The 17,556-nt window shown below is 42.2% G+C and carries 17 protein-coding genes; 9 read left to right on the top strand and 8 right to left on the bottom strand.

Going from position 1 to position 17,556, the window contains the following annotated elements:
* Window positions 1-24: 24 nt before the first annotated feature.
* The 3 genes from cls to BW980_RS09040 form a co-directional block, all read right to left on the bottom strand.
* Window positions 25-1,497: a cardiolipin synthase gene (cls, locus tag BW980_RS09050; protein ID WP_083690467.1), complete on the bottom strand. Its 1,473-nt coding sequence runs from the start codon at window positions 1,495-1,497 to the stop codon at window positions 25-27.
* Between the two features lie 122 nt (window positions 1,498-1,619).
* On the bottom strand, window positions 1,620-2,585 hold the full coding sequence (locus BW980_RS09045) for a lytic transglycosylase domain-containing protein (RefSeq protein ID WP_076454922.1): 966 nt from the start codon (window positions 2,583-2,585) through the stop codon (window positions 1,620-1,622).
* Between the two features lie 191 nt (window positions 2,586-2,776).
* Entirely contained in the window at window positions 2,777-3,439 is a 663-nt protein-coding gene (locus BW980_RS09040) for an alpha/beta fold hydrolase (RefSeq protein ID WP_076454921.1), read from the bottom strand.
* Window positions 3,440-3,608: 169 nt separating this feature from the next.
* Here BW980_RS09040 and BW980_RS09035 point away from each other — a divergent pair, with 169 nt between their 5' ends.
* Complete coding sequence (locus BW980_RS09035) at window positions 3,609-3,902, top strand: GNAT family N-acetyltransferase (protein ID WP_013991464.1); 294 nt, start codon at window positions 3,609-3,611, stop codon at window positions 3,900-3,902.
* A 58-nt stretch (window positions 3,903-3,960) separates the two neighbouring features.
* Here the strand turns inward: BW980_RS09035 and mtaB are convergent, their stop codons facing one another.
* The 4 genes from mtaB to BW980_RS09015 form a co-directional block, all read right to left on the bottom strand.
* A complete protein-coding gene (gene mtaB, locus BW980_RS09030; RefSeq protein WP_046287665.1) occupies window positions 3,961-5,289 on the bottom strand; it encodes a tRNA (N(6)-L-threonylcarbamoyladenosine(37)-C(2))-methylthiotransferase MtaB in 1,329 nt (442 codons plus the stop codon).
* Window positions 5,290-5,427: 138 nt separating this feature from the next.
* On the bottom strand, window positions 5,428-6,603 hold the full coding sequence (locus tag BW980_RS09025) for a GlmU family protein (RefSeq protein WP_076454920.1): 1,176 nt from the start codon (window positions 6,601-6,603) through the stop codon (window positions 5,428-5,430).
* Window positions 6,604-6,740: 137 nt separating this feature from the next.
* Window positions 6,741-7,037, bottom strand: coding sequence for a type B 50S ribosomal protein L31 (locus tag BW980_RS09020; protein ID WP_013991467.1), 297 nt, complete (start codon window positions 7,035-7,037; stop codon window positions 6,741-6,743).
* Between the two features lie 301 nt (window positions 7,038-7,338).
* A complete protein-coding gene (locus BW980_RS09015; protein WP_139327645.1) occupies window positions 7,339-7,707 on the bottom strand; it encodes a hypothetical protein in 369 nt (122 codons plus the stop codon).
* A 617-nt stretch (window positions 7,708-8,324) separates the two neighbouring features.
* On the opposite strand from BW980_RS09015, the gene BW980_RS09010 reads away from it, so the two are divergent.
* The 7 genes from BW980_RS09010 to BW980_RS08980 all read left to right on the top strand — a co-directional run bounded on the left by BW980_RS09010 (window position 8,325) and on the right by BW980_RS08980 (window position 15,184).
* Complete coding sequence (locus tag BW980_RS09010) at window positions 8,325-8,846, top strand: DUF4199 domain-containing protein (RefSeq protein WP_076454918.1); 522 nt, start codon at window positions 8,325-8,327, stop codon at window positions 8,844-8,846.
* 197 nt (window positions 8,847-9,043) lie between these two features.
* On the top strand, window positions 9,044-10,018 hold the full coding sequence (locus BW980_RS09005; RefSeq protein WP_076454917.1) for a glycosyltransferase family 2 protein: 975 nt from the start codon (window positions 9,044-9,046) through the stop codon (window positions 10,016-10,018).
* Window positions 10,019-10,057: 39 nt separating this feature from the next.
* A complete protein-coding gene (locus BW980_RS09000) occupies window positions 10,058-11,767 on the top strand; it encodes a phospho-sugar mutase (protein ID WP_076454916.1) in 1,710 nt (569 codons plus the stop codon).
* A complete protein-coding gene (locus BW980_RS08995; RefSeq protein WP_076454915.1) occupies window positions 11,767-13,590 on the top strand; it encodes an ABC transporter ATP-binding protein in 1,824 nt (607 codons plus the stop codon). The genes BW980_RS09000 and BW980_RS08995 overlap by 1 nt, the downstream gene beginning before the upstream one ends.
* A gap of 58 nt (window positions 13,591-13,648) precedes the next feature.
* Window positions 13,649-14,203: an RNA polymerase sigma factor gene (locus tag BW980_RS08990; protein WP_076454914.1), complete on the top strand. Its 555-nt coding sequence runs from the start codon at window positions 13,649-13,651 to the stop codon at window positions 14,201-14,203.
* A gap of 11 nt (window positions 14,204-14,214) precedes the next feature.
* Window positions 14,215-14,730, top strand: a complete 516-nt coding sequence (locus BW980_RS08985; protein WP_076454913.1) for a hypothetical protein — start codon at window positions 14,215-14,217, stop codon at window positions 14,728-14,730.
* Entirely contained in the window at window positions 14,720-15,184 is a 465-nt protein-coding gene (locus BW980_RS08980; RefSeq protein WP_076454912.1) for a hypothetical protein, read from the top strand. Before BW980_RS08985 ends, BW980_RS08980 begins: the two co-directional genes overlap by 11 nt.
* 11 nt (window positions 15,185-15,195) lie before the next feature.
* Here the strand turns inward: BW980_RS08980 and BW980_RS08975 are convergent, their stop codons facing one another.
* The gene (locus BW980_RS08975) at window positions 15,196-16,224 is read right to left on the bottom strand and encodes a VPS10 domain-containing protein (protein WP_076454911.1); all 1,029 of its coding nucleotides are present in this window, start codon (window positions 16,222-16,224) and stop codon (window positions 15,196-15,198) included.
* A 72-nt stretch (window positions 16,225-16,296) separates the two neighbouring features.
* Here BW980_RS08975 and BW980_RS08970 point away from each other — a divergent pair, with 72 nt between their 5' ends.
* A complete protein-coding gene (locus BW980_RS08970; protein WP_076454910.1) occupies window positions 16,297-17,508 on the top strand; it encodes an RsmB/NOP family class I SAM-dependent RNA methyltransferase in 1,212 nt (403 codons plus the stop codon).
* The last annotated feature ends 48 nt before the right edge of the window (window positions 17,509-17,556 follow it).

Raw genomic sequence — 17,556 nt, 5'->3', positions numbered from 1 at the left:
GCCAAGGCTTTTTTTAAACTGCGACTAAAGTAAAGGTGCCCATAGCCTACTGAACGATTCTTTCAGTTTACGCACCAGTCCGCGATTGTTCCAGCGTACCAAATCAACCCCTTCACACGCTTTCAAATCGTCAAAGAAAACCTCTGTGAGCTGACGATTGATTTCCTTGCTGTAAAGCATGGCGTTTATCTCAAAATTGATCGAGAAGCTGCGATAATCAAGATTGGCGGTACCCACAGTAGAGAAGCTATCATCTATGACCATAGTCTTTGCGTGTATAAAGCCCTTGTGATAGCGGTAGATTTTTATTCCCGACTCAAGACAGTATGCGATATACGAATCCGAAGCATATTGTGCCGCCCACGAATCCGACTCGTACGGAATGATGACACGCACATCGAGGCCACTCCTTGCCCCTGTAGCCAAGGCCGTCAATATGGCGTCGTTAGGCATAAAATAAGGCGAAGTGATATAGATGCGTTCTTTAGCGGAACTAATAGCCGAAAAAATAGCCTCCATAATATTGGCCCAATCGGTATCGGGTCCGCTTGCCGCAATCTGCACCGCGACCGGTCTTTCGGTTTGTGGCTTTTCCTTCGGAAAGAAAGCCTTTTCAATTTCGATCTCATTGTTCGAGGCAAAGTTCCAATTCAACAAAAAAGACGATTGTAGCGAGCCTACGGCCCCGCCCCTCAGCCTTAAATGGGTATCACGCCAGTACCTTGGGTTGTCATACGAATTGTCATAACGCTTCGCCATATTGATTCCCCCTACATACCCTATAATTCCGTCTATGACGATTATTTTCCTATGATCCCTATAATTTAGCTTTCCCGTGGAGTTCGAAAACAGAACCGGCATAAAAGCATAGTGCTCCACCCCTGCCTTGGTCATTTTCCGCTTCATACTATTGGCAATATTGCTTCCTACATCGTCGTACACCAACCTAACCTTTACGCCCTCACGGGCTTTATTCATAAGGATATTCATGATTTCATTTCCCAAAACATCGGAAAACAACACAAAATATTCCATATGAATACACACGCTTGCATTCCGCAAATCGTCTCGCAATCGCTTGAACTTTTCTTCCCCATTGATCAACAACTCTACATCGTTGTCAAAGGTTAGAACCGCTTTCTGATTGTTTTTCAAAAGCTTATAGACCTTAAAGATGCCCTCGCCATAGGTTTCCCCAAAATCGTCACGCTCCTCTTCGTCCAATTTAAAATTGGCCCGCCAATCTTTGATCCGCTCATTGTCGAGAAAGTATTTTTTTTCGAAAATTTTAGATTTCCTATAGTCTTGCCCGAATAAGTAATAAACCACCAAGCCCAAAAAAGGGAGTACGGCAAGGGCGAACAAGAAAGAAAGGGTCTTAACGGGATTCTTGTTCTTTAAAAGAATAAAAAAGGAAAGGGCAATGACGAGACCGTAGTTGACCGCTAAAAGCACCAACCATAGGTTTTCATTTATAAAAGCAAGGATAGAATCCATCATTTTGAATACGGCCCGAACCATCAAGGCGATTCGGGCCCGTTATTCCATAAAGATGGTTTATGTTGTGCGATAAAACAGGCTCTAAACCTATTTAATATAACCGCATCGAAGATGTTTACCTACTTACCTACCCTATAGTACCCTTTGTTCGGTATTTCTATAGTGTATTTTTTACGCGAACTATTGTTCAAATGCGCTTCTCTAAGCCAAGGATTGTGTCTCTTTAAAATTTTGTAGTTGATCTCATATTGCTGCGCAAAATCGGCAAAACTCAATACAGGCTCGTCGATTTCAACTTTAAAGGTCGGAACCGGCTTGTACATATCTTCCTCATCAATATCGAAGCCGTATTTCTCAGGATGGCTCAATATTTCCTTTATGGCCATAATACGGAACACATATCTTCCCGTTTCCTGCCCAAGTAACAAATCGTAATAATCACTTACCTGCTGAATGCCCAAGTATTTGTTTATAGCACCGGCACCAGCGTTATACGAAGCCGCAGTCAAGGTCCAGCTACCGTATTTATTGTAATGTCTTTTTAAGTAGGTACAAGCCACCTCCGTAGCTTTTTCGAGGTTATAGCGTTCGTCTACGTTACTGTTCACCTCTAGGCCGTATTCCCTTCCGGTAGCCTTCATAATCTGCCAAAAACCGGCAGCACCGGCATGTGACACCACATTTTGCAATCCGCTTTCGGCAACCGCCAAATATTTAAAATCGTCGGGGATTCCGTTTTTCGCCAAAATAGGCTCGATAATCGGAAAATATTTATTCGCCCTTTTGATCAACAGTACGGCATTCGACTGCCAATAGGTGTTCACCAAAAACTCACGGTCGACACGCTCCATGATCTCAGGATCTTCCTGAGGCACCATTTCACCTGCAAAGTTCAAGTCTTCAGGAATATCTATGGCCGAAATACGATACGATTCAGCAACGTTCTTATCGTTTACTTCAATCTCGTTTTCGGCAACATCGGCATCGCCTTTACTCGGTTCCACATTATTTTGTACGGCAAATATCAAAGTACTTACGACAAAAAAGACGCCCAAGAGCATCAATACATTCTTTAAAATCTTCATTTTTTGGTATTGTTCGGTTTATTCAAAGTTAGTAAACTCTTTTTGAATTTTTCTACCCTGACCCCTTACTTATTGAGGTTTAACTTTTGCTTTGCCATAACCCCACTAAAAGACAGTGATTACAACAACGCTTATAATCAAATTCAAACGGGAGATCTTCAGGTAGAGATGAATCTAATACTACAACTCGTTTATTCCAAAATAATTGTAGGTAGATGCTCATTAAACCACCGAGCCCTGTGAATGATCATCGTATGCGTGCCACTTTTCACCGTAATGCAATGCTTTATTTTTTCAATAGGAAAAACAGCATCTTTATCACCATGAATATGAACAAGGTTGGGCACGGGCTCGACCGGCTTCCAATTGACGATTTGATCAATAGACCAGTCGATATAGTATTTATCACGGATGGAAAGGTATTCTTCATAAAGCGCCAACCGCTTGGTTACCGTCTCGCCGAAAGCGTATTTCGCCAGAAGCTCAATATTGTTGACAAGCCCGGTGGGCAAAAGTTTATGCACCTTTGTATACTTAGCGAATATCATGCGCTTCGGTAGCTCTGAGGCCTCTTTTACACTTGATACCAACACGACCTTTCTAAACGATTTGAACCTCGCCATTTCCTGTGCGAGCATTCCCCCAAATGATACACCGACCAAAACGGCATTGTCATGAAATACATATTCATTCATTTTTTTGGCATAGTCGGAAAGTGACATATCCCGTTCGGGTACGAACCACTCCAGCAGATGTTGCTCAAAGGTATCTTCGGGCAATCGGATATGTTTGAAAATGGAAGGGTTTGCCGCCATTCCCGGCATAAAATAGACATGAACCTTAGTACTGCGCATTTTGAATAAGCATAGGAATTGTTAGGAAATTAACATTTTTTTCACTACTTTTGCTGTCGACTTTGGGGTTAATCCATTGTTTATACAAATCTGAGCAAAAGTATATAAAATTGCGATTTGAGAACACCGTAATTTTCTTACCTCTTGCCGTCATCTAAAATCAAACTATATGAATGAAGTAGAAATTATTGACAACAGTTTCTTGCGCCAATTCGAAACCAAGGTTGAAGGTCATTTAGCCAAGATCGAATATTCTTCGCAAGAACGCAAAGTATTTCTAACAAAATTAGTAGTGCCTGAAGAAATCACTAAAGAAGGTTTCAAAGAAGATTTTATCAAATCCGTTCTTCACCACATTCAAGAGCAAAACCAGAGAGTGGTTCCTACAAGTCCTCAAATTGCCGGTTTTTTACGTAAAAACAGACAATACAAAGAGATGCTACCCGTAGGTATTAGAATCTAATCGAATTTCAGAGTTTTTTTGAAGATGAATCCCGCACGAAGCGGGATTTTTTTTATCCTTATACTTCCGCTGTACTTTTAGCGAATTCAAAACGCACTAGACCATCGGTATCTATATCGGTCAAGACTACCTCGTGAAGGGTATTTACCAATTCTGGGTTCCACGGCGATTTTACCTTGACGTAGTTGGCCGTAAAACCATGAATGTATCCTTCTTTATTCTCGCCTTCGAACAATACCTGATGTGTACGCCCCAACTGACTTTCATAAAAAGCCCTTCGTTTCTTTACCGAAAGTCCACGTAACATCTTACTACGCTTGTTCCTAACCTGTTTCGGTACAACACCAGCCATATCTGCCGCAGCCGTATTATCACGTTCAGAATAGGTAAAAACGTGCAAATACGATATATCGAGCTCGTTTAAAAAATGGTAAGTTTCAAGAAAGTGTTCGTCAGTTTCCCCCGGAAACCCGACAATAACATCGACACCGATACACGCATGCGGCATAACCTCCTTGATCTTTCTGACCCTATCTACATATAGGTCACTCATATACCTACGACGCATCAGCTTTAAAATAGCATCACTCCCACTCTGTAAGGGAATATGAAAATGAGGAACGAAGGAGTCGCTCTGCGATACAAAGTCTATAGTTTCGTTCTTTAGCAGGTTCGGCTCAATAGAAGATATCCGCAGACGGTGTATGCCCTCTACCCTATCCAAGGCCTTTACCAAGTCTAAAAACGTATGCTCGTGCTTCTTGTTCCCAAACTCACCTTTACCGTAATCACCGATATTCACACCGGTCAGTACAATTTCCTTAATGCCTTTTGCCGATATTTCAGCCGCATTGTCCAAAACGTTCTGCAAGGTATCGCTTCTAGAGATGCCCCTAGCCAAGGGAATCGTGCAATAGGTACACTTATAGTCACATCCGTCCTGTACCTTTAAAAAAGCACGTGTACGGTCTCCGATGGCATAGCTACCCACATAAAAATCGGCTTCGTGGATCTCACAGGAATGCACTTCGCCAAAATCGTTTTTGGTAAGGTCGTTGATATAGTCGGTAATCTTAAATTTTTCGGTTGCCCCCAACACCAAGTCCACGCCATCTACAGCGGCCAATTCCTCCGGTTTCAGCTGTGCATAGCAGCCGATAGCCGCCACAAAGGCATCAGGGTTTACTTTCTGGGCCTGTTTTACAATGGTCTTGAACCTTTTGTCGGCGTTTTCGGTTACCGAACAGGTATTTATCACATACATATCGGCCGATTCGGCAAAATCTACACGTTCGAAACCCTCATCCTGAAACCCTCTGGCAATAGTTGAAGTTTCGGAAAAATTGAGTTTACAACCCAATGTATAAAAAGCAACTTTCTTTTTCATACCCTTTTCCCTTTCTGCATTCGTATTCAATTGACGCTTTTTTTAAGGTCACAAATATACAAACTTGAATCGACCCCGTAACATTCCCCAAAGAGGTCGATCCCCTATCCTTTTAAAAGACACCTAGCCTTAATCAAACTAATAGTTACGCCATTTTTTAGTCAGCTCAAAGACATGTTCCAAAATACGGGCCTCCTTATCATCAAACTCCACATTTCTTCTCGCCATCATCACTTTGGCCGCATCAAAAGCTTTGGTCGTGCTATAGGTAGAAAAGCCCGAAGCCCCGCCCCAACTAAAACTTGGCACGAAATTACGAGGAAATCCCGGCACGTAAATGTTACAGTTCACCCCGATTACCGTACCGGTATTGAACATTGTGTTTATGGCCGTTTTACTATGGTCTCCCATCATTAGGCCGCAAAATTGCAATCCGGTCTGTTCAAAACTTTCAGAGGCGTAATTCCATAAACGGACCTTAGCGTAATTGTTCTTAAGATTCGAGTTGTTCGAATCGGCGCCAATATTACACCATTCCCCCAATACCGCATTACCCAAGTAACCTTCATGACCTTTACTTGAGTAGCCAAATATTACCGAGTTGCTGATTTCGCCGCACACCTTCCCGTAGGGACCTATGGTTGTTGCGCCATAAATCTTGGCCCCCATTTTCACCACTGCATTATTACACAGCGCAAAGGCACCCCGAATCAAGTTGCCTTCCCACACCTGTGAATCTTTGCCCAAATAAATGGGACCGTCAGTGGCGTTTAAAATACTGTGCTCTACCTGCGCCCCTTCCTCCATAAAGATACGCTCTGGATGGATCAGGGTATTACTCTTCGGTATAGGTGCACTTTTTCTTCCTGCGGTGACCAAATCAAAATCGGCCTGTAGGGCTTCCCCATTTTTTGAGAAGATATCCCAAGTATTCACCACCTGCATAACATCATCCTCAAAATCGATATGTCGGTACGAGGTAAAATCTACCTCTTCCTGTGTTTCCCTGGTAAAGAAAGCTATAACTTCCTCCCCTTTAAAAATAGCTTCGTTTTCCTTTAGGTCTTGAATCAGGCCGACCAACTTTTCATTGGGCAAAAAAGAAGCATTTATCAATACGTTCTCTTCCATTTCGACCATCGGGTACTTTTCCGACAGATACTCTTCAGTAATCGTGGTAGTGGTATTACCAAGGTACTTTTCCCATTTTTCACGTATGGTCAATATCCCTATTCGTATATCGGCAACCGGCCTTGTAAAAGTGAACGGCAGCAGGTTTTCCCTTACGGTACCATCAAAAAGTATATAGTTCATTGCTGGTTATGTTTCTGCAAAAATAGACATTCTGTTTCTCTCGTCAGATAGACCACAATTGTAATTGGCCTATGCTATAAACAAAAAAAGCCTCCGACAATTGTGGAGGCTTTTCTAAAAATATCGTGTACAAGAAATTACTTTTCTTCTTTATCAGCTTTTTCTTCTTTGGCTGCAGCAGGTTTCTTCTTGAACTTTTCGTATTTACTTTTGAACTTATCAATACGTCCGGCAGTATCCAAGAATTTCGCCTTACCAGTATAGAAAGGGTGAGATGTTCTTGAGATTTCCAATTTTACCAAAGGGTATTCAACACCGTCAACTTCTAATGTTTCTTTGGTGTTTGCTGTAGATTTAGTCAAAAAAACCTCGTCATTTGACATGTCTTTAAAAGCGACTAATCTATAATTTTCTGGGTGTATTCCTTTTTTCATTCTAATTAAAATTTTACGCACCCATTCCAACAGGCACTCATTTTAAGGGTGCAAATTTAATTAATTTTCCTTAATCTACAATCTTATTGCTAAAAAAAGAACCAATTAGTACCCAAAAAAAATTAAGGCCACCAAATAAGGGCGCGCCGACCTTTGCGATAACAAAAAGGGCAAGGTATACGGGTTTGCGCCAACAGCTTAGCAACTGTACCGCTTCCGAATCCCAAAAACACCAACAAACCTTGGACCGAAGATGCCTCCACCCCAAGACAAACAACCAATATGGCTTAAAACCTCCGCTTTACCCACAATCATAGGTGATAGCCACATCCGCCTCATATTCCAATATCAGCCTCTCAAAAATATTGTTGATATCAAATTTTTCCTTATCCCTACAACGGGAATCGGTGTTAAAGTCTTCTTCGTTTCCTTCCGCGAGAGCCAAAAACTCATTGGCAAGTCGCAATTGGGCCTCACACTGTTCCAAGGTATAATAGGTACCGTCGGGATTTCTGATTTCCGCAATTTGTTGATCGTAGCTTTCTTCCATATTTTCCAAGTATTCGATCCATTCCTTGGCACATTCCGATTGTTCTTCTTCCCCATCGTCTTGGATACACCCCATATTTATAATTATCAATAGTAATGGGAATAATAATCTTGTTTTCATTTTTAAAATTTACAACGTTAATGCATATTTGAACTCTAATTCTTACTCATTTTTCTTCTACCCGTACCACAAAAAAGCAGACCGCTACCTCTTTCCCAACTCCCTTTGCCCTTATCAGGTCGGTTCGGCGACATCCCCAAGCTTGGTATGCCCTACGCCTATCGCCGGCCCTATGGTGTCTCGTTAAGGCATTCGTCTTTATTGGTATTACGGGCCGTACCGCCCCATCAAAAGAGACTGTTCGAACAGTAATGCCGATAGAGCGATTTATAGCGAAGTGACGCCCATAAAAGGGCCCTTCACGGAATTCGGCTCCATTTTACCCTATTTAGGGCTACAGAATAACACATTGAAGATTTACGGTCGGGGGAACCGTTGAAGAAAATGCCCATTTTGTTTACGGAATAGAAGGAACATTTTCCTTTTCTATCCTATCTTTGTCGAGAACAACACATAAACAATTGTTTTTAAGATGATTACATCTTTTATCAAAAATACTCAAAACCCTATATTTCAATCCAAATTAAGATTTTAATCACCTACAATGTAACAAAAAGATGGTTTAAATCACATATATAACCGTACAACAACAACAACAACAACCTAAATATACTAAAATGGAAGAAATACAAGCTAAAACAGGAAAGTTTGCCCTTAATCACGGTCTAATGGTAGGTGTTATCGGCATAGCCTTCGGTATTATGCTATACACTATGGATATGCACTATGAGCGCGGCATTGCCGTTCAAGGTACCCAAACATTGATTTTGGTGGCAGGTATCGTATTGGGCATCTATCAGTTCAGAAAAGCCAATTCAGGCTTTCTAACCATCTCGGAAGCTTTAAAGGTAGGGGCCGGCGTTGCCCTTATAGCTGCAATTATGGGACTACTCTATTTTTATGTTTTTTCAAATTATGTAGAGCCCGATTTTATGGACCATATGTACGAGATCGGAAAACAACAGGCCTTGGACAACAACCCGAAGCTGACCGAAGAGCAGCTTAACCAAGGTATCGAGATGCAAAAACAGTTCGCTTGGATGACCTACCCTATCATTCTGATCATGAACATTATCATCGGCTTGGTCGTAGGGCTTGTGGTGGGTCTTATTCTAAGGAAAGAAAAACCTACGTATTAGGCAGCCTTTTCAGAATATGTAGCCACAACTCTAAAAACACACATAGCACACTAAAATACAGATAGTTATCTTATTTTTATTTTTAGATATTCTATATATGTCCCCACTAAGGGACGATAAAGAAGGCTTATACCTGAAAAGTTTGGATGACTTCTAGATCAAAATTGTATTTTTGGTCTGATTTATAGAAACTGTGAATGGATCTATCCATAATTATACCCTTACTTAACGAAGAAGAATCTTTAGAAGAACTCCATGATTGGATCGTAAAAGTCATGCGCTCCAATCAATTCACCTATGAGATTCTTTTTATCGACGATGGCAGTACCGATGGATCTTGGAAGACCATTACGGAGCTCTCCCGTTCGAACCCTAACATAAAGGGCATACGGTTCAATACGAATTTCGGAAAATCACAGGCGCTTCACGCCGGTTTTAAAGCAGCTAAAGGCAATGTGGTCATTACCATGGATGCCGACCTGCAAGACAATCCCGAAGAAATTCCGGAACTGTACCGATTGATAAAAGAAGACAAGTTCGATTTGGTTTCGGGCTGGAAGAAAAAACGATACGATTCGGTTCTTTTCAAGAATATGCCTTCCAAACTGTTCAACTGGGCGGCTAGACAGACCTCAGGCGTAAAATTGCACGATTTCAATTGCGGTTTAAAGGCTTTTGACCAAAAAGTCATCAAAAGTATTGAGGTTTCTGGCGAAATGCACCGCTATATTCCCGTTTTGGCCAAAAATGCAGGTTATGGCAACATAGGCGAAAAAATCGTTAAGCATCAGGCCCGAAAATATGGCAAGACCAAATTTGGCATGGAACGCTTTATAAACGGTTTTTTAGACCTCTTGACCATATGGTTCGTCTCTAAATTCGGACGCCAACCCATGCATTTGTTCGGGGCCTTGGGCGTTCTTATGTTCATAATCGGTTTTGGCTTCGCCATTTATCTCGGTATCGATAAACTTTTTATCAACCCCTACGGTCGACTCATTACCGATCGCCCCCAATTTTTTATTGCACTTACCGCAATGATAATTGGCACCCAATTATTTTTGGCCGGATTTTTAGGCGAAATTTTAATAAGATCACGAAAAAACGAGACTCGTTATACCATTTCCGAAGAAATAGACCCAGAGCAAAAAGCAAATGAATATTCTTCGTAATTTTATGCACTAATTAACATACCTAATATAGACACTACTATGGACGCCATTCTCAATACCGCCAAATCTTGGTTGACCGATTTTTTTGACCCAGAAGTAAAAAAAGAGGTCCAAAACCTAATCGACAACGATACCGATGAACTGAAAGACCGTTTTTACAAGCATATGGAATTCGGAACCGGTGGCATGCGCGGAGTTATGGGAGTCGGAACCAACAGAATAAACAAATACACCTTGGGCAAAAGTACCCAGGGCCTTAGCAACTACTTAAAAAAGACCTATACCGACGAAGATATCAAAGTGGTTATTGCCTTCGATTGCCGTCACAATAGCGACACCTTGGCAAGAACCGTGGCCGAAGTGCTTTCTGCAAACGGTATTAAGGTCTTCCTTTTTTCGGAACTTCGCACGACCCCCGAACTTTCCTTTGCCGTTAGGCATTTAGGCTGCCATGCGGGTATCGTTTTGACCGCATCGCACAACCCGCCCGAATACAACGGATACAAGGTATATTGGACCGACGGGGGGCAAATTGTACCGCCACAGGACGGCGAGATAATTGCCGAAATCAATTCCCTTTCTTTTGAGGACATCAATTTTGAGGCAAACAATGCGCTCATTGAGCTTATAGATAAAGACGTAGACGAGGCTTTCATTAAGGAGTCCGTTGCCAACGGAAATTTTAACGCTGCCGGTAAAGACGATTTTAAAATTGTTTTCACCTCGCTACACGGTACATCCATCACCGCTATTCCCGAAGTCTTAAAAAGGGCCGGTTATAAGAACGTGACCATTATAGAGGAACAGGCCAAGCCCGACGGAAACTTCCCTACCGTAAAATCACCGAACCCAGAAGAGCCCGAAGCGCTCTCTATGGCCGTTGCCAAAGCGGAAGAAATCGGTGCGGACATGGTAGTCGGTACAGACCCCGATAGCGACCGTTTAGGTATTGCAATTCGAAACCTTGACGGAAAAATGGAAATCGTCAACGGCAACCAAGCCATGATCCTGATGACCAAGTTCCTTTTGGAACAACAAAAACAAAAAGGCTTTAAGGGTAATGAATTTATAGCTACTACCATTGTTTCAACCCCTATGATGGAAGCCATGGCCAAAGCATATGGCGTAGAGTTCAAGACCGCCCTAACCGGTTTTAAATGGATCGGAAAGATGATAAAAGATTTCCCCGAGTCGAATTTTATCGGTGGCGGAGAAGAAAGTTTTGGTTATATGGTAGGCGATTTTGTACGTGACAAAGATGCCGTAACCTCCACCCTATTGGCATGTGAGATTGCTGCCCAGGCCAAGGCCAATGGTAGTTCGTTCTACAAAGAATTAATCGGTTGTTATGTCGATTATGGTTTCTATAAGGAAAAACTGATCTCCATTACCAAAAAAGGGATGAGCGGTGCCGAGGAAATCAAACAAATGCTGAAGGATTTCAAGGAAAACCCCGTTTCTTCCGTGGCCGGTTCAAAGGTAAAATGGATCGAAGATTACAACACTTCCATTGCCAAGAACGTACTTACGGGTGAAGAAAAGGCAATCGATATTCCAAAGTCGAACGTACTGATCTACGAAACCGAAGATGGCACACGTATAGCCGCAAGGCCAAGTGGAACCGAACCTAAGGTAAAGTTTTACATCAGCACGAATACGAAGTTGGAAAAAGCGGAAGATTTCAAAAAAGTCTCAAAAGAATTGGATGATAAAATCCAAAACATTCTTACAGAGCTTAATCTCGGTTAATGGAATATTTCAAAAAAATTCTTCGTTTTGCAAAGCCTTATAGCAAATACGGATATCTAAATATTTTTTTTAACATCCTCTACGCATTGTTCAGTGCCCTTTCGTTTGCGGCACTGATTCCAATGCTCGATGTCTTGTTCAAGCCTGAAAACAGGGTTTTGCAAGAACCTGTGTATACAGGTATGGGCAGTTTAAAGGATTATCTCCAGGCCTACATCAATTTCAGGGTTAACGAATATTCGGGCGATGATGAGATGAAAGGACTGATATTGGTCATTGGTCTGGTACTCGTGCTTTTCCTTCTAAAGAATTTTTTCAACTATTTGGCCATGTACTTCATTACCTTTCTAAGGAACGGCGTACTGAAGGACATTCGCAACAAGATGTACAAAAAAATTGTTGAGTTGCCCATCTCTTTTTATTCCGAAAAAAGAAAGGGTGACGTTATTGCCCGTATCACCTCAGACGTTCTTGAGATTCAACATTCCTTTCTTTCGGTCTTGGAACTGATCGTACGAGAACCCCTGACCATATTGTTTACCATCGTTATCATGTTCGGTATCAGCACCAAGCTGACCATTTTTGTTTTTGTGTTCATACCTATTGCAGGTACCATCATTTCAAGGATTGGTAAATCATTGAAAAAAAAATCGGACCGTGTACAAAAGGAACAAGGCGAATTCCTTTCCATTGTTGAGGAAACCTTGGGCGGACTCCGTGTTATAAAGGCTTTTAACTCGGAATCTTACTTTTCACGTGTTTTTGAAAAATCGACCAATAGGTTCTTTCGCTTTTCGAATTCCCTTTTAAACCGACAAAACCTAGCCTCGCCCACCGGTGAGTTTTTGGGTATTTTGGTCATAGGCGTACTTCTATGGTTCGGTGGAAAAATGGTCTTGGTCGACAAAACCTTAGACCCCTCTTCATTCATTGCCTATATGGGGCTGGCATATAACATCTTGACGCCCGCAAAAGCTATCAGTAAAGCTTCCTACGGCGTAAAGAAAGGGAATGCTGCCGCCGAAAGGGTCTTAGAGATTTTAGAGACCGAGAACCCAATTGTAGACAAAATCGATGCCGTAAACAAACCTAGTTTTGACAGCGGTATAAGTCTTGAAGATATTTCCTTTAAATATGAAGATGAATACGTACTAAAAAACTTCAACCTTTCCGTTCCCAAAGGCGACACAGTAGCCTTGGTAGGACAGTCAGGAAGTGGCAAAAGTACTATTGCCAATCTCATTACCCGCTTCTACGACGTGAACGAAGGTTCCATTTCAATCGATGGGCACAATATCAAGGATATCTCTAAAAAATCATTGCGTGGCCTTATGGGGCTCGTTACCCAAGATTCCATTTTATTTAATGATACGGTAGCCCACAATATTGCCTTAGGTAAGGAAAACGCTACCCAAGAAGAGATCATTGAAGCGGCAAAAATTGCCAATGCCCACGAATTCATTGTCGAGCTTCCCCATGGCTACGACACCAATATAGGCGATAGCGGAAACAAGTTGAGTGGCGGCCAAAAGCAGCGTCTATCCATAGCCAGGGCCGTACTAAAGAATCCGCCCATCATGATACTCGACGAGGCCACCTCGGCCCTCGATACCGAGAGCGAACGCTTGGTACAGGATGCACTCGAAAAAATGATGCGCAACAGAACATCCATAGTCATAGCCCATAGGTTATCGACCATTCAAAACGCCAATACCATCGTCGTTCTTCAAAAAGGCGTAATCGTGGAACAAGGCTCACACGACGAGCTTCTTGCAAAAGATGGTACCTATAAAAAACTGGTGCAAATGCAATCTTTGGGCTAGGCCATTAAACCTTTTCTTAAATTTATAGTCTTAACTATACATTTTAAGCCCGAAACATTTGATTGCAGAGGAAACCTTAGTAAATCAGTTACAGCGAGCAGAAACCCAGGCCAGCGCCTTTGGGGTGCTTGTAGATACCTACAAAGAAAGGTTGTACTGGCACATACGTAGAATTGTGTTGAACCACGACGATACCGATGATATTCTGCAGAATACCTTTATCAAGGTTTACAAAAACATTTCAAATTTTAAGGGCGATAGTAAGTTATATTCTTGGATGTACAGGATAGCGACCAATGAAGCCCTCTCCTTTCTCAAGAATAAATCAAGAATGATGGGTGTCGGTGACAGCGAATTACAAGACCGCCTAGTCGCAAACCTGAAAGCAGACGTATATTTTGAAGGGGAAGAAATTCAATTAAAATTACAACGGGCCATTGCAACACTGCCCGAAAAACAAAAACTAGTGTTCAACATGAAATACTTTCAAGAACTGAAATACGAAGAGATTTCAGAGATACTTGAAACATCGGTCGGGGGACTAAAAGCTTCTTACCACTTGGCCACCAAGAAGATAGAAGCTTACCTAAAAGAACAAAAAGAATATCTTTAGAAGCATAGCATATGAAGCCATTCGATAAAAAAAATCCGTTTAAGACCCCTGAAGGGTATTTTGAAAAGTTCGATGAAAGACTTTTTGAAAAGCTTTCCGAAAAGCGCTCGGGCATACCCGAAACGGAAGGCTTTAAGCTTCCTGAGGGCTACTTTGATACTTTGGGTAATAAGCTTCAGCAAAAATTAAACGAAGAAGAATCAGGCAAGGTCACCCCTTTAAAATCCTATAAAAAATACTATTACGCCATAGCGGCCGCCGCCGCAGTTTTGGTCGTAGCATTGGTACTGAACCTGAACAAAACCAACGAGGTAGATTTTGATGACCTGGCCCAAGCAGATATTGAATACTATTTCGACCAAAATGAACTAGACCTTAGCAGCTATGAAATAGCAGAGGTCGTGCCCATAAGCGAACTAGAAATCACCGACATGTTCGAGAGTAGTTTTAGCGAAGATTACGTGATCGACTACCTTGATGAAAATACAGATTATATTGATGAATTAAATCTTGAATATGATGAATAGATTAAAATACATAATAGTCGTGCTCCTCCTATTTGTATCTGCGCAATTTTACGCCCAGAAACCACATGATTACGACAAGATCAAATCGTTGAAAATAGCTTTCCTGACCGAACGGTTGAACTTGAGCAGTAAGGAAGCACAAGCCTTTTGGCCCATTTATAACGAGTACGAGAACAATCGAGGAAAACTCAGGGAGAAAGAGCACACCCAAGTTTACCCAAAAGTAAAAAACCCGGAAAAACTTTCGGAAAAAGAGGCGAGTGCCGTTGTTGAACTGTTTCTTGAATTCGAGCAAAAAGAGGAAGACATTAGAAAGGACTTCATCAAAAAAGCGGCAGGGGTAATTACGGCCAAGAAAACCCTTTTACTCTTACGTTCCGAAGAAGAGTTTAAAAGACAGCTGATCAGAAAGTACCACCAAAAGCGCAGTGAAAGCAACAAAAACAGACCCTAAATTTTCTAAACCTATTTAAAAACGAGTTTGGCGATTCTGTGCTTACCTGCAGCATAGGCTGTATTGGAATCGAAAAAACGGAGGGTATAAAAGGGTTCGTCCGATAACGACTTCCAAGTTAGCCCCCTATCGTTCGAGTAGGATATTCCGGTAAAACCGATAGCCACAAGGCCATTGCCTTCTGAGCCCGGCACAAATTGTATACAACTTTTGTATTGGGGGTTTTGACCGTCGGCAATCAACTGCCAGGTTTTACCACCGTCTTCGGTAATGGCCTTGTTCGCCTTGTTGATTTCAGGCCGGGTGAAATCGCCCCCAATAGCCACCCCTAGCTTTTCACTGTAAAAATCAATGGAAAAAATACCTTGGGTCGGCGCTTCGCTACTAATCGGGGTCTTTTGTATTTGCCATGTCTTGCCCTTATCAGCTGAAAAATAAATGCGGCCCTTGGTGGTGGCTACCCACGCCTTATCCCCCAAAACCTTAATATTCGTATTGCTGGCCGCAAAGGCCCCTTCACCTTCCACTCCTTCCGGTAATTCGGAACAGGGTATTTTTTTCCATGTATTTCCCCCGTCCCTTGTGATCAGAATACTCAGACATCCGTTCATACTGTCTCCAATGGCAATCCCCTCCTTGTCGTTCCAAAAACTCATGGCATCGTAAAACACGTTTTCGTCCTCTTCTTTGTATACCAATTGCATACGCCCCTTATCGCCCGTTTTGTACAGCAAGGCCGGATTCGCTATCGAAAGCATGAAAAAATCGGAGGAAGTATGCGCTATAGAGCGAAACTCGGGTAGGCTATCTCGATATTCCTGAACGCTTTCCATCACCTTGCCCGTAGCCAGATCTATACTGCCAAATACGCCGTTATTCCCCGCATAGCCCAAGCTATTGCCCATAAGCTCTATGGCCCGGATACTTACTGAATCTTCATATACCGTTTGAACATCGACCGATGTAAATGACGGGGCCTTCTGTTTTTCGGAACATGAAACCAAGAGAACAACAAGTAAAAAAGGAAATAGAGTGCGCATACGTACAAAGTTTCTCAAAAATACAGGTAATCCAATGGCAAAACAATACCTTTGCAGCCTTAATTTTTTGTAATGAAGCTACATAGAAACTTGGTTTTCGCGGTAATCGATGCCTTGAACTTGATTTTTAACGAAGGGGAATATGCCGATAAGGTGGTACAAAAAGTACTAAAGTTCGATAAACGTTGGGGTGCCCGGGATCGCGGTTTTATTGCCGAGACCACTTATGAAATGGTCCGCTACAAACGTTTATACACCGAAATTGCCGAAGTAAAGGCTCCCTTCAGTAGACCCGACCTTTTTAGAATGTGGGCCGTATGGGCGGTTTTAAAAGGAATAAAACTTCCAGATTGGAAGCAACTTGAACCTACACCTGAACGTCGTATCAAAGGACGTTTTGACGAACTTTCGAAAATCAGGAAATACCGCGAGTCCCTTCCTGACTGGATCGATGAGATCTGTCTTAAGGCTTTAGGGGAAAAGCTATGGAACGAAGAAAGTGCCGCACTCAACCAACAGGCCGAAGTAATTTTGAGGACCAATACCTTAAAGATCAAAAAAGAGCCCCTTCGCAAGGCCTTATTGGATGAAGGTATCGTTGTCGAACCTATCAAAGGCTACGCCGATGCCCTACGATTACCCGAACGCGCCAATGTTTTCGTTACCGAGTCGTTCAAAAAAGGATATTTTGAGGTACAAGATGCCTCTTCTCAGTTGGTGGCCGCATTCTTGGATGTAAAACCAGGACAACGTGTGGTCGACACCTGCGCCGGTGCCGGTGGGAAATCGCTTCACTTGGCCGCCCTTATGGAAAACAAGGGGCAACTTATCTCTTTGGACATCTATGGCAGCAAGCTCAAGGAACTAAAAAGACGTGCCAGAAGAAACAATGCCCATAATATCGAAACCCGTGAAATCGATTCTACCAAGGTCTATAAAAAACTATACGGCAGTGCCGATCGCGTTTTGATAGATGCCCCTTGTACCGGTCTTGGCGTGCTTCGTAGAAATCCGGATAGCAAATGGAAAATGCAACCCGAGTTTCTTGAAAAGATTACGAAAACGCAGTACGAAATCATTCGCAACTATAGTAAAATCGTTAAACCGGGCGGAAAAATGGTGTATGCCACCTGCTCTATCCTTCCTCAAGAAAACAATGACCAGGTACAATCTTTTCTAGCTTCGGAAGAAGGAAAAGACTTCAGTTTGGTCAAGGAGAAAAAGATATATGCCTCCAAAAGTGGGTTTGATGGTTTTTACATGGCATTGCTAGAAAAGAAGTAATCAACAATTCCTGAAAATACTGTTAACTTTTCTTGTGTAATCATTGCG

Origin of the sequence: Zobellia uliginosa (genome assembly GCF_900156625.1) — a bacterium.
Taxonomy (GTDB): domain Bacteria; phylum Bacteroidota; class Bacteroidia; order Flavobacteriales; family Flavobacteriaceae; genus Zobellia; species Zobellia uliginosa.
Note: the sequence above shows the minus strand (reverse complement) of the source record. Positions and strands in the feature narration are given on the sequence as shown.

What these genes read in the sequence shown, in the direction of transcription:
- cls (WP_083690467.1), bottom strand. Translation starts at nt 1,497, where the DNA reads ATGGATTCTATCCTTGCTTTTATAAATGAAAACCTATGGTTGGTGCTT.
- BW980_RS09035 (WP_013991464.1), top strand. Translation starts at nt 3,609, where the DNA reads ATGAATGAAGTAGAAATTATTGACAACAGTTTCTTGCGCCAATTCGAA.
- mtaB (WP_046287665.1), bottom strand. Translation starts at nt 5,289, where the DNA reads ATGAAAAAGAAAGTTGCTTTTTATACATTGGGTTGTAAACTCAATTTT.
- BW980_RS09025 (WP_076454920.1), bottom strand. Translation starts at nt 6,603, where the DNA reads ATGAACTATATACTTTTTGATGGTACCGTAAGGGAAAACCTGCTGCCG.
- BW980_RS09040 (WP_076454921.1), bottom strand. Translation starts at nt 3,439, where the DNA reads ATGCGCAGTACTAAGGTTCATGTCTATTTTATGCCGGGAATGGCGGCA.
- BW980_RS09015 (WP_139327645.1), bottom strand. Translation starts at nt 7,707, where the DNA reads ATGAAAACAAGATTATTATTCCCATTACTATTGATAATTATAAATATG.
- BW980_RS09045 (WP_076454922.1), bottom strand. Translation starts at nt 2,585, where the DNA reads ATGAAGATTTTAAAGAATGTATTGATGCTCTTGGGCGTCTTTTTTGTC.
- BW980_RS08985 (WP_076454913.1), top strand. Translation starts at nt 14,215, where the DNA reads ATGAAGCCATTCGATAAAAAAAATCCGTTTAAGACCCCTGAAGGGTAT.
- BW980_RS08980 (WP_076454912.1), top strand. Translation starts at nt 14,720, where the DNA reads ATGATGAATAGATTAAAATACATAATAGTCGTGCTCCTCCTATTTGTA.
- BW980_RS09010 (WP_076454918.1), top strand. Translation starts at nt 8,325, where the DNA reads ATGGAAGAAATACAAGCTAAAACAGGAAAGTTTGCCCTTAATCACGGT.
- BW980_RS08975 (WP_076454911.1), bottom strand. Translation starts at nt 16,224, where the DNA reads ATGCGCACTCTATTTCCTTTTTTACTTGTTGTTCTCTTGGTTTCATGT.
- BW980_RS08970 (WP_076454910.1), top strand. Translation starts at nt 16,297, where the DNA reads ATGAAGCTACATAGAAACTTGGTTTTCGCGGTAATCGATGCCTTGAAC.
- BW980_RS08995 (WP_076454915.1), top strand. Translation starts at nt 11,767, where the DNA reads ATGGAATATTTCAAAAAAATTCTTCGTTTTGCAAAGCCTTATAGCAAA.
- BW980_RS09020 (WP_013991467.1), bottom strand. Translation starts at nt 7,037, where the DNA reads ATGAAAAAAGGAATACACCCAGAAAATTATAGATTAGTCGCTTTTAAA.
- BW980_RS09005 (WP_076454917.1), top strand. Translation starts at nt 9,044, where the DNA reads ATGGATCTATCCATAATTATACCCTTACTTAACGAAGAAGAATCTTTA.
- BW980_RS09000 (WP_076454916.1), top strand. Translation starts at nt 10,058, where the DNA reads ATGGACGCCATTCTCAATACCGCCAAATCTTGGTTGACCGATTTTTTT.